Here is a 15,921-nt window from a genome sequence, read left to right as displayed (position 1 = left end):
GAATCCGGTCGGGCCTCGGCGCGAGCTGGAGAATCTACTTCTTGGCTGCGTAAGGATCGGCAATGCCGATGTACTGCACGGTGGTGTATTCCTCCAGGCCTTCGGCGCCGCCTTCGCGGCCCAGGCCCGACTGCTTCACGCCACCGAATGGTGCCGCGGCGTTGGAGATCACGCCAGCGTTGAATCCAACCAGGCCGAATTCGATCTGCTCCGAAACACGGAACATGCGGTTGAAGTCCTGCGAGTAGATGTAGGAAGCCAAACCGTATTCGGTGGAGTTGGCCAGCTTGATAGCCTGGGCCTCATCCTTGAACGTGGTCACTGGTGCCACTGGGCCGAAGATTTCCTGGCTCAGGATCTTGGCGTCGTTGGCGACATTGGCCAGCACGGTTGGCTGGTAGAAGTAGCCCGGGCCGTCAACTGGCGCACCGCCGGTGATGGCAGTCGCGCCGGCGGCGACGGCGGCTTCAACCAGCGAGTGGACTTCGTCGCGGGCCTTTTCCTCGACCAGCGGGCCTACCGTGGTGTCGGCTTCGGTGCCGCGCCCTGGCTTCAGGGCCTTCATCGCTGCAGCGAACTTGGCGGTGAATTCCTCGGCAACGTCCTCATGGACCAGGAAGCGGTTAGCAGCGGTGCAGGCTTCGCCCATGTTGCGCATCTTGGCTGCCATGGCGCCCTCGACAGCAGCATCCAGATCGGCATCCTCGAAGACGATGAATGGTGCGTTGCCACCCAACTCCATCGAGGTGCGCAGGACCTTGTCTGCGGCGTCCTTCATCAGCTGCTTGCCCACCGGGGTCGAGCCGGTGAAGGAAACCTTGCGCAGGCGGTCATCTTGCATCAGCGGGCCGGAGATCTTCGAGGCCGAAGCGCCGGAGACCACGTTCAGCACACCAGCTGGAAGGCCTGCTTCCATCATCGTGGCTGCGAAAAGCTGGGAAGTCAGCGGGGTCAGCTTGGCTGGTTTGAGCACCATGGTGCAGCCTGCCGCTACTGCAGGGCCGACCTTGCGGGTAGCCATGGCCAGCGGGAAGTTCCATGGGGTGATCAGCAGGCATGGGCCAACCGGCTTGTGCTGGACCAGTACCTTGTTCTTGCCCTCGGGGGTGGTGAGGTAGCGGCCGTAGTGGCGTACGGCTTCTTCGGAGAACCAGCGCAGGAATTCGGCGCCATAGGTTACTTCGCCATAGGCCTCGGCCAGTGGTTTGCCCATTTCCAGGCTCATCAGCAGCGCAAAGTCATCCTTGCGCTCGGTGACAAGGTCGAAAGCACGGCGCAGGATCTCCGCGCGTTCGCGTGGTGCGGTCAGTGCCCATTCGGCTTGGACTGCGTCAGCTGCATCCAGTGCAGCCATTGCGTCTTCGCTCGTAGCACTGGCCAGCGTCAGCAACTTCTCGCCGGTAGCCGGGTCGAGCACGTCGAAGGTGCCACCGTCGGAGGCATCCCTCCATTCGCCATTAATCAATAGGCCGGTTGGCACCTTGGCAAGCAGTTCCGCTTCGCGCTGGGCAGTAATCGACATACGAGCATCTCCTGATAGAAAATAATGAAAACTAATCGTCTTTGATGTCTACGCTATTCCTGGCAGGTGGTGGCTGTAAATTGCCGTCTGCACGATAAACGCGAGCATTCATTGTGCATTTAGCCTATGCGACTTCGGCTATTTTCCCGCTTCGTGACGTGCTGCCAGAACAGCTTCATAAAGCTCGCGTTTCTGCACGCCGAATTTTTCGGCGACTTCGGCCACGGCCTGCTTCATGCGCATGCCTTCCTCCACGAGGGCTGCAACCTTGGGAAGCAAATCCTCGATGGATGCGGCCTCGGCTTCCGGGGCTCCGTGGACCACCACAACAATTTCTCCGCGTACGCCATCTTCTGCCCATGCGCGCAGATTTGCCAGTGAATCTCGACGGACCTCTTCAAACTTCTTGGTCAGCTCGCGGGCTACGGCGGCCTGGCGGTCTTGGCCAAATGCTTCGATAGCGGCATCCAGGAAGTCGCTCAGCCGGTGAGGAGCCTCGAAGAACACCATGGTGCGATCTTCGGCGAGCAAGGAATCCAGGCGCTTGCGGCGTTCCCCCGCCTTGCGCGGCAGGAAGCCTTCAAAGGTGAAACGGCCAGTTGGCAATCCGGACAGGGCCAGCGCGGTGAGCACCGCAGAAGGGCCCGGTACCGCGGTGACACGGATTCCAGCACTCAAGGCAGCGGCCACCAATGGGTAGCCGGGGTCCGATACCGCCGGCATTCCTGCATCGGAAACCACCAGCACAGTCGCGCCCTCGGCGGCCAGGTCAATCACCTCGGAGAGCTTGTGAGCCTCGTTGTGCTCATGCAGGCTCATCACCCTCGCAGTGATTTTAATGCCCAGGGCATGGGCCAGGTGGTGGAAGTTTCTGGTGTCCTCCGCGGCGATGATATCGGCACTGGCCATAATCTCCCGCAGACGCGGGGAGGCGTCGGACAAATTGCCAATCGGGGTGGCTCCCAGGACGATTACGCCCTCATTATCTGAGTTCTGCACATTCTTAAGCCTACGCGACGCAGGAAAAGCCCACTTTCTGGACTTTCCCCCGGTAGCATGAATTGGTGATGGGCACCTCGGTTTTAGACACTCCGGACTCCGGCCACGTACGCTCGGCGCGACAGGCCTTCACTTTCGAGAGCCTGAAACAGCGGCTCCTGCCTGTGGTGGCTCCCAGCGGCCCGCTGATGTGGATCATTCCGCTGGTCGTGACACTGATTGCCGGCCTCTTGCGCTTCGTCAACCTGGCGCACCCGCACCTGCTGATCTTTGATGAAACCTATTACGTCAAGGACGCTTTCGCGATGCTGCAAAGCGGATACGAGCGCGAATGGGCTGACGACAGCGACGGGAAGTTCATCGCGGGCGACCCGCAGCTGGAAGCTGAAGCTTCTTTTGTCGTCCACCCGCCGCTGGGCAAGTGGTTGATCGGCGTGGGCATGCTCCTCTTCGGTGATTTCAATGGCTTCGGCTGGCGTTTTTCCACAGCGCTCGTCGGCACCCTCTCGGTCCTGCTAGTCACTCTGTGCGCCCGCTTGCTCTTCGGTTCCCACGTCCTTGCCGGCATCGCCGGTTTGCTCATGGCCATCGACGGCCATTCCATAGTCATGTCGCGCACCGCGTTGCTGGACATCTTCTTGATGTTCTTTGTGATTGCCGCGTTTTATGCCCTGCTCAAAGACCGGATACATGGCAGAACCGTGCTTGCCCGGAAGCTTTCAGTGCCCGAGGGTAACCGGCCAGATGACTTCCTGCTCGTTCATGGCCCTATGCTCTGGTGGCGCCCATGGCGGCTGATCGCAGCGATCATGCTCGGTGGCGCAGTTGGCATTAAATGGTCGGCGCTGTCCTTCGTAGCTGTATTCTGCCTCATGGCGGTGCTTTGGGACTTTGGTGCGCGGCGCACCGCAGGAGTTCACAAGTGGCAGTCGGCGGCATTCATCCGCGACGGAATCTATTCCTTCTTCACCATGCTGCCGCTGGTGCTGCTGACCTATTTGTCCACGTGGACCGGGTGGCTGATCACCCAGGGCGGCCGATACCGCCATTGGGCCGAGGAGAATCCCGGCGAAGGCATTAGCTGGCTGCCCTCGCCGTTGCGTTCCTTGTGGCATTATCACCAGGCTGGCTACGAATTCCATACCGGGCTCGACTCCGAGCATGGCTGGCAATCCTCGCCGTGGACGTGGCCCTTCGCCGGACGTCCAGTGCTGTTCTACTTCGAAGGCTACGACAAGGGAGCCAACGGCTGCGGGCTGGAACGTTGCACCGAGGTCATTACCGACCTGCCTAACCCGTTGATGTGGTGGGCCTGCACCATCAGCATGTTCTTGCTGATTCTGTGGTGGATTGGCGCCCGTGATTGGCGCGCCGGAGCGGTCCTCTCATCGGTGGCGGCCGGGTTCCTGCCGTGGCTGATGTACCCAGAACGCACAATGTTCTTCTTCTACACCCTGCCACTGGTTCCGTTCATGGTTCTCGCGTTGACGTATATGATTGGCAGGTTCATTCCACGCGACCCTAATTCCAGTGCCGCGCACCGATCACGCATCATCGTACTCACCATATTCATGGCGTTATTCCTAGTCACGTCGGCCTTTTTCTGGCCGATATGGAGTGGGGAAATGATCGCGGATGACTACTGGCGCTTGCACGTGTGGCTCCCCAGCTGGGGCTAGGCTGCCCGTGGCTTGGCCACCTGCTTCCATGAAATAGGCCACTAAGACGACCATCGAATCCCAAAGGACAATTCTTCAATGCAAGAAGTAACCGTCGAGCTACTCACTGATCTAGCACCAGAAGTAAACACGACGAGCCTACTCCTTGATCGCGTAGCACGTGGGGCGCAACGACCACTGTTCAGCGTGCAGCGCGACGGCACCTGGCATGATCTCAGTGCCGGTGATTTCCTCATTGATGTCAAGCGCCTGGCAATGGCGCTGATCAATGATGGGTTGCAGCCCGGTGACAAGGTCGCCATTATTTCCCGTACCCGCTATGAATGGGCTTTGGCAGAGGAAGCGGTGTGGTTCGCCGGAGGCGTGACGGTCCCCATCTACGAAACTTCCAGCGCCTTCCAGATCGAATGGATCCTGCGCGACTCCGGTGCGCGCGTGGTTTTCGCCGAAAACCACGAGCTGCGCGCCAACGTCCGCCAGGCGGCGGCTCAGCTGGGCGAACCGGTTCGCACCCACATCTTTGAAGGCTCCGACACGGCGGACAAGACGCTTATTCCCTCCGCTGGCCTGCATCAGCTGATGGTTCCTGCCAACCAAGTCGATGAGCAGCTGGTCGAATCCCGCCGTGCTTCCATGACCCTCCAGGACGTGGCCACGATGGTCTACACCTCGGGTACCACCGGGCGTCCCAAGGGCTGCAATATGACCCACTCGAACTTTGCCATGGTGGCGCATAATCTGGCCGGCCATATGCTCGAAGTGCTCGGGGAAGAGCGCCGAACGCTGATGTTCCTGCCGCTGGCCCACGTATTGGCTCGTGCCGTCCAGCAGACCTGCATCCACGGCGGATCGGTGATTGCGCATTCCAGTTCCATGGCCAATCTGGTCGAGGACATGTCCGCGGTCAAGCCCGGCTTCCTGCTGGCCGTGCCGCGCGTCTTCGAGAAAATTCGCACCACCGCTTTGGCCACAGCCGAACGTGGCGGCAAGGCCGAGCTGTTCCTCAAGGCAGAACAGGCAGCCATCGAGGTTTCCAAGATCCGTGATGCGCGTGCGCGTGGCCTCAAGACTCGCATGCCCTTGGGCCTGCGTGCCCGCCATGCCTTGTTCAGCAAGGTCCTCTACCCGAAGTTGCAGGCCGTCTTTGGCGGCCACTGCGGTTACGCGATTTCCGGAGCCAGTGCATTGAACCCGGACTTGGCTCATTTCTTCCGCGGCGCTGGCATTGAACTGCTCGAAGGCTACGGCCTGACCGAAACCACCGCCCCAGCCACCGTGAATCAAGCATCACGAATCCGCGTGGGCACCGTGGGTCGTCCGCTTCCCGGCACCTCCATCAGGATCGCCGATGACGGTGAAATCCTGGTCAAGGGCATTGGGGTTTTCGCGAGCTATCACAACAATCCTGCCGCCACGGCTGAAGTCTTCGATGAAGACGGCTATTTCAAGACTGGTGATACCGGAGTCCTGGATGATGGAGGATTCCTCCAGGTCACTGGCCGCAAGAAGGAACTGATCGTCACCGCCGGCGGCAAGAACGTCTCCCCTGGCCCGTTGGAAGAGATGGTCCGCGCCGGACGCATCGTCTCCCAGTGCGTACTGGCTGGCGAACAGCGCCCATTCATTACGGCCATGATGACCCTCGATCCCGAAGAACTGGTGCTGTGGGCCAAGGCCAAGGGGCTTGAAGCAATGACCCTGGCTGAGGCGGCCATCAACCCAGCAGTGATCGCCGAGGTCCAGAGCTACGTGGATACCGCTAACTTGACCGTTTCCAAGGCTGAGTCCATTCGCAAGTTCGTGGTCCTGGAAGAGGAATTCACCGAAGCTTCCGGGCACCTGACCAACTCGTTGAAGCTCAAGCGCCAGAGCGTTCTCGAAGAATTCGAAGGCCGCGTGGAAGCCCTCTACCGCCAGTAATTCCCACTGGGTAAAGCAATGGGGAGCAGTTCGCCATGAACTGCTCCCCCAGTGCTTTAAGCCTTGTGCCAGCTAGTTGCCAATGCCGAACGCACGGGCCTCCTGGCGCAGCCGGGCCGCCTCACGGCGGCGGCCGGTTGGCCAGCAACTGATCAATACAGTGACGATCGTGGCCAGCACCAGCACGGCGATGCCAATGGCGCTATCGAGCCAGTACTGCTCTGGGTACAGGCGGATCAGCGTATCGCTGACGTTGAAGGTCCAGGTGCCGTCGGAGAAGAAGAGGGCATGGAACTGGGTGAAGAAATTGTCCCATCCCACAATCGCGGAGACGGCCAGCGCAGCAATGCCCGCCAAGGCCAAGATCGCTCCCGAGAACAATGCACGCCGTACGCCGCCTGCATAGCGCTTGGCGAGGTACCAAACACCGATGATCAAGATGACCGCTAGAACAGCTCCGAGGATATAGGCGAACCCGATGAGGTTCTTCACGTCCACCATGTGCTGGACCTCCCCTTCGGTGAACATGCTTGAATCGGTGGAAAGCTTCAGGCCGGCCAAGTATTCGGGGCCGGCAAAGTTGTTCAGGTAATCCACACCGTAGCTGCCGTAGGTCAGGCGTTCAGAATCGGTGAAACCAAAGGAATCGCTTGGGAATCCAGGGCGGCCGTAGGACAGGGCCAGGAAAGCCGGCGTGGCAACCAAACGGATGGCAGCGATCAAGGTCAGCAACGGGAAGACCAGAGCCACGATCACCTGGGCAGTACGGCCCAGGGCCGGCTTCGAGTTCAGTGCCCGTTCGCGCGCAACCCGGCGCTTCACGGCCGCTTCGGAAGGTTCCGGTTCTGGCGCGTAGCTGCCAAAGACGCGGTTACGTGCTTGGGCAACGGCAGCCTTTGTTGTTGGCAGGGATCCGGTCTTCGGAGCAGCAGACACCGGTGGCACGCTTTGCGCGGTGGTTGCCTTCTCGCTGGCCTGCGGCTCAGCGGACTTCCCGGCACCGGCGGCGGCTTCGCTTTGCACCTGCTTCTCCGCTTCGATTTCGTGCGGTAGCTTGATGGCGCGAATGACATCTTCTACTGGCTCTTTAGCGGCCGGCTTCGCAGCGGGCGCCTTGGCGGCAGGCTTCGCGGCCGCAGGTTTGGCCGCAACTGGCTTGGCGGCTGCCTGCTTGGACGCCGCGGGCTTGACGGGCGCTGGCTTGACCGGCTGCTTGGTTGCCGGGGCTTTGGCCGCAGCAGGCTTGGCCTCAGCTGGCTTGGCCGCAGGGGTCGCGGCAGGCTTGTCTGCCGCTGGCTTCACGGGGGCAGGCTGCGCCTTGGCTGCAGGAGCTGCAGTTGGGTTCTTGGTCTCGGCGTCGGTTTTGCCGGACATCGCGCGGCGGATGGCCTCTTTGCGGGCTTCTTCCTTTTGGGCAGCGGCGTTTGCCTGGGCCTGGTTCTTGTGCTTTTCCAGGCGCGCAGTAAGCTCTTCAGCTTTTTGGCTCAGGCTGGTCTGTGGGCTTGTCATGTTGCCAGTGGCAGCCGGTGCCGGCTGGCCCGTAGTTCCTTGCCCTCCAGTGGGGTTTTTCGCCGCCTCAGCCATGAGGAGTCCTCCTGCAATTCGCGCGATGGTGTGCTGTTTTGGGGTTGCTTTACGGGCCGAGTACGGCGCACGCGCCTTTAGCATATCCAGCGAGGCGAGTCATCTGACGGATTACCACACCAAAATTGGATTTCAGCTAGGACACAAAGAGGTGCTGCAGATGCCGCCGAAGTGCCGATGCAGGTTCAAGAATTCTTCGAGAAGAAGGTCTAGGCTTCTTCGTCGCCAGCTGGGAGCACAGCCAAGCGGACGCGAGTGTCAAAGCGCTGTGCACGGATATCGCGGGGACGGACTGAATCAATGGGCGAATCCGATGCGTGGCGAGGTTCGCGAACCTTTGGTTCTCGATCGCGGACGGCATTCACCAACGCGTTCAGCTCATCTTCTGGTTCAAGCACATCTGGGATGGCGCCACGGATCAGGCTCCACCCGCTGGGAACTGTCAGACGGTTCGCATGGCGGGCGCACAGGTCATAGCAGTGCGGTTCCGGGTACGTCGCCAAAGGCCCAAGAACAGCAGTTGAATCTGCGTATACGTAGGTAAGAGTAGCGCGGGCCGTTTCACGGCAGGCTGGGCGAGAACAAAGACGAAGACCTTCCACGTTTGCCATTCTACTCGGCTGGTCAGCACATCCTTGGGATCTTCGCCCATTTGCGGGCTGATGGGCACCGGCACAGTGTCGCAAGCGCTAGGCTGAGTTCATGAACTCCAAGTTGCCTGATCCGCCAAGCGGTTCCCGTCGCCACCGCCACGGACGCGGGCGGCGTGGCCCGCTGATGCCCATGCATCTTCCTGCTTACCGTTCACGGCCGGAACGATTTGATGATGCCGTGATGGCCAGTGCGCAAAGGCTCTCGGAACGCTGGCCCGGAGAAATTGAAAAGATCGATTTCCTGATTGATCCGGTGCCCAGTGACAAGCTGCTGGAACAGGCTGCTGCACTGGGCGAGCGGGTGCCGCTTGCATCATCAAAATCAGCTTCGGCTAGCCGCCCAGCGCGCATCATCATTTATCGCTTGCCCATTGAGCAGATTGCGGAAAACACCGGCGAACTCTTGGATCTGGTCCATCAGTGCGTGGTGCACGAGGTCGCGCAGCTTTGGATGAAACCCATCTCGGAAGTGGACCCCGGATATTTCCCTGAGGATCCGGACTACTAGGGCCATCTTCTCTAGCTGGCCTGGATCCGGCTTTCACGTCCCGGCGCATGGGAGGCCAGGCCAACGCGCACGGCACCGATCCATACCAGCGCAGCACCAACCAGGTGGGCGACCACAAGCAGCTCTGGCAGGCTGGTCATGGCCTGGATCGCTCCGAGCAGCCCCTGTCCGGCCAATACCCAGAGGTAGAGCTTGGCTTTGTGCGCCACGTCCGGTACTTGTTCTTTTCTTGCTTGACGCCACATCACCATAGCAACAACCAGTGCGCCCACGGCTGCTGCGGCATGCACGAGAGTGATCTGCAGCCAGTCGAAGCCCATCCGCGGGACCTCGGCCGAGTCTCCGGCATGCGGACCTGAGCCGGTCACCCCGGTGCCAATGATGACGAGCAGGGCGCTGAGAACAACTAACCAGGTTCCCAGCGACTTCAGCGAATCCGTACTGGCTTTTGAGCCGGCGTTTCCCAGATTCTGCACCTTGTCCCAGGTGGCCGCAGCGGCAGTGAGCAGCAAGGTCGCAGCCAGGAAATGGGCGGCAACTACGTAGGGGTTCAGTTTCACCCAGACGGTGATCCCGCCAATGACCGCATTGAGCACAACAAGCCAGAACTGGAACCACGCCCATCGGGTGATGCCCGGAACTGGTTCGCGTTGCAGTCGGGCGGCAATGATGACCCAACCAACCGCTGCGCACAGGACAAAGGTGAGCAGCCGATTGACGAACTCGATGGTCGCGTGAATCCCCATTTCAGCGGTTGGCGCGATGGAGCCGCCGGTGCAGGTTGGCCAGTCGGGGCAGCCTAGTCCTGACCCGGTGACTCGAACGACACCGCCGCCGACAATAATCAGAATCGCTGCGATCATTGCCGATAGCGAAGCTGCCTTGAGCGAACTACGTTCCAGCGTGATTCGCTCAGCCAGCCATGCGAAAGGGGTCTTCAATTATCCAGTTCCTTAATGGCGGATTCCTAGCCGCCGATGTTCACCACAATGCCGTCGCGTCCGGCATTCGCCTGTGGCATGGCAGCCCAAGCGATGGAACGATCGGAACCGAGCACCAGCTGGGCCAGGTAAGCGTTGGCATCTGTCGAGAAGATGACTGCTTGGGCATCTTCGGAGACAGATTTCGGATCAAAGACAACATTCTGCCCGGCCTTGATCTGGAGTTTCTTCGGTTCCTCCAGCTTGCCGTCCTTATTAACCACCACTGCTTCCACCGCTGAGTCTGCAGCTACGGCGGCGATGGCGAATTTCCCAGTGCCATTAGCCGACAGCGGCATGGCCTGCGTACCGGCTAGCGCGTTGGAGCTCACCGCCCAGGCAGTGTCCGAGGAGTCCTTCGGGTCCGCACCGCGAACCATCTTCACCGCTGCGGTGACCGGAGCATCGGACTCGACAACTACCGTGTAATAGCCACCAGCCAGCTGGGTCAGATCCACAATCTTCGTCGCGTCGGAGTCGACGGCGAGGTTATCGTCGAAGCTGGCGGCGACTTCGCCGTCTTCGCCCAGGACCTTCACCTTGAATCCAGCGCCCGAGGAACCGGTTGCCGCAACGTGCAGCTGTGGAACCAAGGACTTGTTGTCCTTGCTGAGCTTGGAAATATTCTCCTTGCTCTCGATCCACACTCCCGGAATCACCTGGCTGTTGGAAGCCGTCGCGTTGGCGCTGACCAGTTCAACACCCGACGGGGTCAAACCGCGCAGGGCGGCCTGCTGGACCGATGCAGTGATTTTTCCGCCAACACTGGTGATTTCAGCCGAAACAGAATTCAGGTTCTGCGCGTAGCCGCCGAGCACGATGGCCCGGCTCTCCCCCGCTGCCAGGACAATGTTCTGCAGCGTCGAGGTGTCGATCAAGCCGTCTGGACCGCGAAGCCGCAGGGACACCTGGGCAGTGGTATGCGTTGGGTTGGCCAAATGCATCACGCTGGTGGAACCGGTACTTGTCTGCAGGCCGGTGAATCGCCAGTTGGACGCCGGAGCCTGGCACGTTGCGGCAGCAAGCCCTGCCAGGTCGCCATCCTTGGCTTGGTAGCTGCGCACGGCGCTGCCCTTCGAAGCGAGTTCGCCCAGCGGCTGCAAGGTGTAGACCTGGGCGTCATCGATATCGTTGGCGGTTGAAATCTTGCTGGCGCGGCCGGTCAGGCCCTCATCATCAGCGCCACGGGCCTCGGCAGCTTCATCCTCAGCGATGCGTCCAGTCAGCTCATGCGCGCCGCTGCCATCGAGCTTGGTGAAGGAGGAGCCCGGAATGCGCTTGGCCAGATCCGAAACAGCAATGCTGCGCAAGTTGCTGGAAATGTCCTTGGCACCTGGGGCGAACTGCGCATCGGTGCCTTCCACGCCCTTGAGCAGCTGCGGGGTTGCCGAGCAAACGCTGCTGGAGTCACCTGCGGGCAGGTTCGTCACGGCAGCTGGCAAAGACTTTTCGGCCGGTGCCGGGGCAAAAATTGATCCGGCACCCACTGCAGCGCCAGCAGCCGCGACGGCTACCAGGCTGAGCAGAACCGCGCCGGTCTTCTTGCGCGTCGGCGCGGCAGCCGCATCCTTGGAGGCCGCGGCGCGGGCCTTGTCCAGCTTCTGGCGACGCTTCGAGACGTTGCCGTCCACCGATTCCGCCTGCGGCCCGGCTGCGGGCGCATCCAGCGCACTGGCAGCGGCAAGTTCTTCCTTCGCGGCGTTCCGCGCGCGAACCTTCTCCAGCCGATGGCGGCGCTTGGCAGCCTTCGGATCTTCCGGTTCTGATGCCATTGCGGCTTCTTCTCCAGGCTTCGGGCCGGCCGGCTGGTTCTTCTCAGCCTCGGTGGAACCAGCGCCAGCTGCGGCACCAGTGGCTGCCACGCCGGCAACTTGCGCAGCTGCGCCTTGCTGCCCCGAGGAGTCCCCGGCATCGTTCTGCTTCCCGGAAGCCCTAGCCGCTTCTGCGGCCGGCGGCTTGACTGGTTCGGGAACAACTACAGGGTCCTGGACTGCAGGCTTCTTCGGTCCAGCGTCCTGGGCGGCACCAGGCCCCGTCTTGCTTCCAGCCGCGGCTGGGCCGGCGTTCTTGGCAGGCTCGGCGCCCTGGGAGTGTTCCGGCTGCGCAGCTGCATCAGTGGTGCCCGCGGCGGCTGCATCAGCTGCAGGCAGTTTGGCGTGCGCAGCCTCGGGCTGCTCCGATCCGGCTTGAACGGAGTCCGGCTTGGGAGCCGGCTTCTGTTCCGCCGGTTCGCCTTGAGCCTTCGCCTGGGCAGCCTGCGCGGTGGGCACCGTTTCCTTGGCGTCCTTGTTCCCTGACTTCGCCTCAGGCTGCGGCTTTGCCTTTGGTTCTTCCCGCTGAGCGGCCTTGGCTTCAGCCTTCGCCGCTTTCTCGGCGTTCTTCGCTTCGGCCTTGGACCGGGCCTGGGCTTCCTTGGCGCGGGCCTTGTCCAATTTGGCATCGACCTTGGCCCGGGCCTTGGCAGCCTTTGTCTCAGCACGCGATAGTGTCGCCGACACTGGGGTGGTGTCCTTGGCTTCTGGTTGCGCGGAGGCCGGTTTCGGGGCCGGGGTCTGTTCAGTTGGCTTGTCAGCAGAATCCGCTGAGTTCACGTTCTTCTCGTCGCTCACTACTTCTTCTCCTGCTCGGCATCGGCGTCCGAAATCCGGTCGCTGAGCTTCGGGGTCAAGTTCTCACGCATCTCGCTGGCGCGTTCGCGTGCCTCGCGTCGGCTCAGTGGCATGGTGCCGGTAGCCGGGCTCTGGACTTCGGCGGCCGCCAAAACGGCCGAGCCGTCGGCGAGTTCTTCATTTTCGTCGCGTGGCTCACGGAAGCGGTATTCGTTGTTGCGGTAGTTGGCGAATCGCCGCGAGCTTGGCACCGGAATGGCCAAGAGGACGGTAATCAGCAGAACTATCGCGCTGAGCACCAGAACCGGTATGGCCGTGGAGTCCTTGTGCGACAACGTCAGCTTGCCGCCCTCGGCAGGAAGCTCGTAAGCCTGGGCCCATCGAGTTTCCGAATCCTCGGGATAGGACACCGAACGCAGGGATTCGCCATCAACGCTGGCCCGCAGCTTCGGATCCGACGCTGTTGCAAGGACCAGGGTCCGCTTGGCATCAGAAGCCGGAATTTCCAGATTGGCGATCTTGCCACGCTGGGTCGGCAATACGCTCACGTCTCCGTTTTCAGCGACAACGCGGGCAAATCCAGCGCCCTGATTCTCTTCATCGGCTTCATAATCCACTCGCCACAACCAGCCGCTGTCGGTCTGGCCGACCGATGCCAGCCCAGTGGCCGCATCCAGGATGCGAACGGTCGCTGGGACAGATTCACCAGTCTCGTTGAGCACGACAAAGCCCACGCCCAAGTCGCGCAACGATTCGCGCGAATCCAATGCAGACTCGGAGAGCAGCATCGCTACGGCTTTGCTCTGAACCTGCGCGGTGGCAGAAGCTTCATTGCGTTCAGGATCCAGCAGCGGTCCGGTCATTTGCTTGACCTGCGAGTAGCGGCTGATGCTGTCCAGGGTTTCACCGGAACCCGAAACCAACTGGCTGTCGATTTCACCGGAGGAACGCGGGCTGAGCACCAAGGTGCGCTTCTGGAATTCGGAGCGGCCCGCATCGGCTGCCGTGGCAGGCAGTGTGCGAGGCTGGGAGCTGTGGACCTGCTGGGCCGAATTCAGGGACGTCAGCGTTTCGGACTCCGCGGCCGGATTCAGCTGGGCGCCAAGCAGCACGGCGCCGGAAGCGAGAACCGCGATCACGCTGAATGCGGCCATCAGGCCCATCGCCGGACGAGAACCCTGCGTCCGCATCGAGCGCGGCTGATCTTCATGGCGCAGGGCAGCTAGCGCGTTGGCGGCAGCTGCAAGCAATGCAAACATGGCAAAGGAGACGAACGGACCGGTGTAGGCGCTCACCGCGGTGTGCGAGTCCAAGGTGAACGGGACAAAACCGACGGCCCATCCCGCTGCCAGCGACAGGACTGCGCCCCACAGCAGGCGGCGGGAGTTCCGGCGCATGCTGGAACTGTGGCTGAGCGAAGAACTCAAGGTCCCGAAAACAGCCAGCACGATGATTGGAGCCCCGACCAGCAGTGCGGCGACCAAAGCCCACGGACCGGCGGGCAGGAAGTCCCAACCCACCAGCGAGGCGTTGGCGTTGAAGGATTCCGGGAAGCCCAGCAGCATCTGCCATGGGGCAGCTGGCGAGAACGCGCGCGCCGCACCGGGCTCGGTGAACAGCAGCCGCAGATCGCCCAGGCCGGCAAACAGCAGCGGAAGATTCCACACGATTGCAGGCAGCGGGATCCACCACAGGCTGCGTGCGCGGCGCACCGAGAAGATGGCCAAAACGTAAATCAGGATGCTGGCGGTCAGGAAGAATGAAACGGAACCGGCGGAGATCACCCAGAGCAGCAAGGCGGCGCTAGCCGAAGCGGTCCATGCGGATACGGATTGCTGCTTCGGGTTCTTGGGCTTCGCGCCTTCGATGGCCACATGGGCATTCATGGCACGGATAATTGCCAGGAAGAACAGCGGCAGCAAGATGTGGATCAATACCGAGCCGACTCGTCCCGAGGCCAGCGAAGAGACCAGCGAAGGCAACAGGGCCCAGATCAATGCGGCGAAGAACCGGACAGCACGCGAACGGCTCACCGCGCCAATGCCCCACCACGCGGTCAGGGCGGCCAACGGCATCGCGGCGAAGAAGAGATAGATCGAAGCTTCGTTGGCATGGTTGAAAGTCACCAGCGAGAAAAGCCAGAACAGCACATCGGAGTTATCCGGCGGAGCGCTCAATCCGGTGGTGATGTTCTGCCACCACGATAGGGCGTTGGCGCCGATTTCCTGGTTGCTGTTGGACAGCGGGCGCAGCGCGCCGCCGGACAAAGCAGTGGATCCAAGCAGGCTGCGCCAAGCAACCAGCGAAGCGGCCCCGGAGAGCAAGAGTGCCAGAATCAGCGAGAGTACTGCGGTGGTGCGCGGCGGACGGGCGATTCGCACGAAGTCGGAGAAGTTGTCACCGCTAGGTTCAACCATCGCGTCGGCGCCACTGCCATCCCCGTAGACCTCGCCATCGGCACGCCCGGTGTTCACATTGCGGCGGTATTCGCGCACCTGTGCGCCGGAGACCATCAGCTTGCGGACCTGGCGGCGTGGAATTTCGCGGATCTGGGCGACGTTGCGACGTGAAGCGGCCAGCTTGCCCGGGGAGAACAGTCCGCGCAGGACCGAAGCCAGGTGGCTGAAGCCATGGCCCGGGTCCTTGGCCAGCAATGCTACGAGGAAGTGGCCGATGCCGCCGAGCAGCAATCCAATCCACAAGAACGGCAGTTCCAAAGGCGAAGCGAACTTCAAGCGCTGGAAGACCTCCGAGCGCTTGGCTTCGCGCGGGCCTGCCAGCGAGTCGACGACCTCGACCTGGTGGTACATCTTGGCACTTGGCACCACGACCACGCGGTGACCGGCCAGGCGGTTGCGCCAGCATAGGTCCACGTCGTCGCCACGGCCCGGAATAGCCGGGTCGAATCCGCCCAGCTGCTCAAAGACCTCGCGCCGGATAAACATGCCGGCCGAGGACACGGCAAAGTAATCGCTTCGTCCGTCGTACTGGCCCTGGTCGACTTCGTCGATATCGATCATGGTCAGGCGCTGGGCCTTGCGGTCCACGCTCAAACCCACCTCGACCAGATGGCGCGGGTTATCGATGTCCAGCAGCTTGCAACCGGCAATGGATACCGATTCGGAGGCCTCAACGGTCCGAGTCAGCTGTTCCAGCGCGTCGGGAGCAGGCATGGAGTCATCATGGATAATCCATAGCCATTCATCACGGTCCAAACGCGCTTCGGGCAGTTGCGAAACCGCTACTTCCAGCGACAGCCCCAAGGATCCTTCATCGGCGACCAGCAAGGCGGAGTTGGAAGGCAAGTTCGCCCGCAGGACCTCTAGCGATGCGTCAGAGGACGAAGCGTCAACTCCGACGAAGCGTTCGATAGGCCGGGACTGGTTTCGCAGTGCGGCCAAAGTGCGTGGTAAAAAGTCAGCGCCATCGTGCGAAGCAACGATGGCGGTGACGTGAATTGGCGGACG

10 protein-coding genes are annotated in these 15,921 nt (G+C 61.6%); 3 read left to right on the top strand and 7 right to left on the bottom strand.

Annotated features, from left to right (window positions below; all coding sequences use genetic code 11):
• Positions 1 to 34: 34 nt before the first annotated feature.
• Positions 35 to 1,522 carry an NAD-dependent succinate-semialdehyde dehydrogenase gene (locus tag ACIOJF_RS11125; protein WP_105657476.1) on the bottom strand — a complete coding sequence of 496 codons (1,488 nt, stop codon included), beginning with the start codon at positions 1,520 to 1,522 and terminating at the stop codon, positions 35 to 37.
• Between the two features lie 138 nt (positions 1,523 to 1,660).
• Complete coding sequence (rsmI, locus tag ACIOJF_RS11120; RefSeq protein ID WP_105657475.1) at positions 1,661 to 2,521, bottom strand: 16S rRNA (cytidine(1402)-2'-O)-methyltransferase; 861 nt, start codon at positions 2,519 to 2,521, stop codon at positions 1,661 to 1,663.
• A gap of 68 nt (positions 2,522 to 2,589) precedes the next feature.
• Between rsmI and ACIOJF_RS11115 the strand changes: the two genes are divergently transcribed.
• Together ACIOJF_RS11115 and ACIOJF_RS11110 are read left to right on the top strand one after the other, a co-directional pair.
• Positions 2,590 to 4,200, top strand: a complete 1,611-nt coding sequence (locus ACIOJF_RS11115; protein WP_105657474.1) for a dolichyl-phosphate-mannose--protein mannosyltransferase — start codon at positions 2,590 to 2,592, stop codon at positions 4,198 to 4,200.
• 78 nt (positions 4,201 to 4,278) lie between these two features.
• On the top strand, positions 4,279 to 6,120 hold the full coding sequence (locus tag ACIOJF_RS11110) for a long-chain fatty acid--CoA ligase (RefSeq protein WP_105657473.1): 1,842 nt from the start codon (positions 4,279 to 4,281) through the stop codon (positions 6,118 to 6,120).
• Positions 6,121 to 6,192: 72 nt separating this feature from the next.
• On the opposite strand, the gene ACIOJF_RS11105 is transcribed toward ACIOJF_RS11110, so the two are convergent.
• Together ACIOJF_RS11105 and ACIOJF_RS11100 are read right to left on the bottom strand one after the other, a co-directional pair.
• The gene (locus tag ACIOJF_RS11105; RefSeq protein ID WP_146112267.1) at positions 6,193 to 7,629 is read right to left on the bottom strand and encodes a TIGR01906 family membrane protein; all 1,437 of its coding nucleotides are present in this window, start codon (positions 7,627 to 7,629) and stop codon (positions 6,193 to 6,195) included.
• A 284-nt stretch (positions 7,630 to 7,913) separates the two neighbouring features.
• A complete protein-coding gene (locus ACIOJF_RS11100; RefSeq protein WP_208294212.1) occupies positions 7,914 to 8,315 on the bottom strand; it encodes a DUF3499 domain-containing protein in 402 nt (133 codons plus the stop codon).
• Positions 8,316 to 8,406: 91 nt separating this feature from the next.
• Between ACIOJF_RS11100 and ACIOJF_RS11095 the strand changes: the two genes are divergently transcribed.
• Positions 8,407 to 8,865: a metallopeptidase family protein gene (locus ACIOJF_RS11095; protein ID WP_402741657.1), complete on the top strand. Its 459-nt coding sequence runs from the start codon at positions 8,407 to 8,409 to the stop codon at positions 8,863 to 8,865.
• Positions 8,866 to 8,876: 11 nt separating this feature from the next.
• Here ACIOJF_RS11095 and ACIOJF_RS11090 read toward each other — a convergent pair whose 3' ends face one another.
• The 3 genes from ACIOJF_RS11090 to ACIOJF_RS11080 are packed head-to-tail and all read right to left on the bottom strand — an operon-like array spanning position 8,877 to position 15,912.
• Positions 8,877 to 9,806: a heme A synthase gene (locus tag ACIOJF_RS11090; protein WP_402741656.1), complete on the bottom strand. Its 930-nt coding sequence runs from the start codon at positions 9,804 to 9,806 to the stop codon at positions 8,877 to 8,879.
• A 26-nt stretch (positions 9,807 to 9,832) separates the two neighbouring features.
• Positions 9,833 to 12,454, bottom strand: coding sequence for a DUF5719 family protein (locus ACIOJF_RS11085; RefSeq protein WP_402741655.1), 2,622 nt, complete (start codon positions 12,452 to 12,454; stop codon positions 9,833 to 9,835).
• A complete protein-coding gene (locus ACIOJF_RS11080) occupies positions 12,454 to 15,912 on the bottom strand; it encodes a glycosyltransferase family 2 protein (protein WP_402741705.1) in 3,459 nt (1,152 codons plus the stop codon). The genes ACIOJF_RS11085 and ACIOJF_RS11080 overlap by 1 nt, the downstream gene beginning before the upstream one ends.
• Between the last annotated feature and the right edge of the window lie 9 nt (positions 15,913 to 15,921).

Origin of the sequence: Glutamicibacter sp. NPDC087831, from assembly GCF_044742845.1 — a bacterium.
Lineage (GTDB): Bacteria > Actinomycetota > Actinomycetes > Actinomycetales > Micrococcaceae > Glutamicibacter.
The sequence above is the reverse complement of the archived record's forward strand: the minus strand, read 5'-3'. Positions and strand labels throughout refer to the sequence as shown.

Coding starts and splice junctions, on each gene's coding strand:
- ACIOJF_RS11125 (WP_105657476.1), bottom strand. CDS start 1,522: ATGTCGATTACTGCCCAGCGCGAAGCGGAACTGCTTGCCAAGGTGCCA.
- ACIOJF_RS11115 (WP_105657474.1), top strand. CDS start 2,590: ATGGGCACCTCGGTTTTAGACACTCCGGACTCCGGCCACGTACGCTCG.
- ACIOJF_RS11110 (WP_105657473.1), top strand. CDS start 4,279: ATGCAAGAAGTAACCGTCGAGCTACTCACTGATCTAGCACCAGAAGTA.
- ACIOJF_RS11105 (WP_146112267.1), bottom strand. CDS start 7,629: ATGACAAGCCCACAGACCAGCCTGAGCCAAAAAGCTGAAGAGCTTACT.
- ACIOJF_RS11100 (WP_208294212.1), bottom strand. CDS start 8,315: ATGGCAAACGTGGAAGGTCTTCGTCTTTGTTCTCGCCCAGCCTGCCGT.
- ACIOJF_RS11095 (WP_402741657.1), top strand. CDS start 8,407: ATGAACTCCAAGTTGCCTGATCCGCCAAGCGGTTCCCGTCGCCACCGC.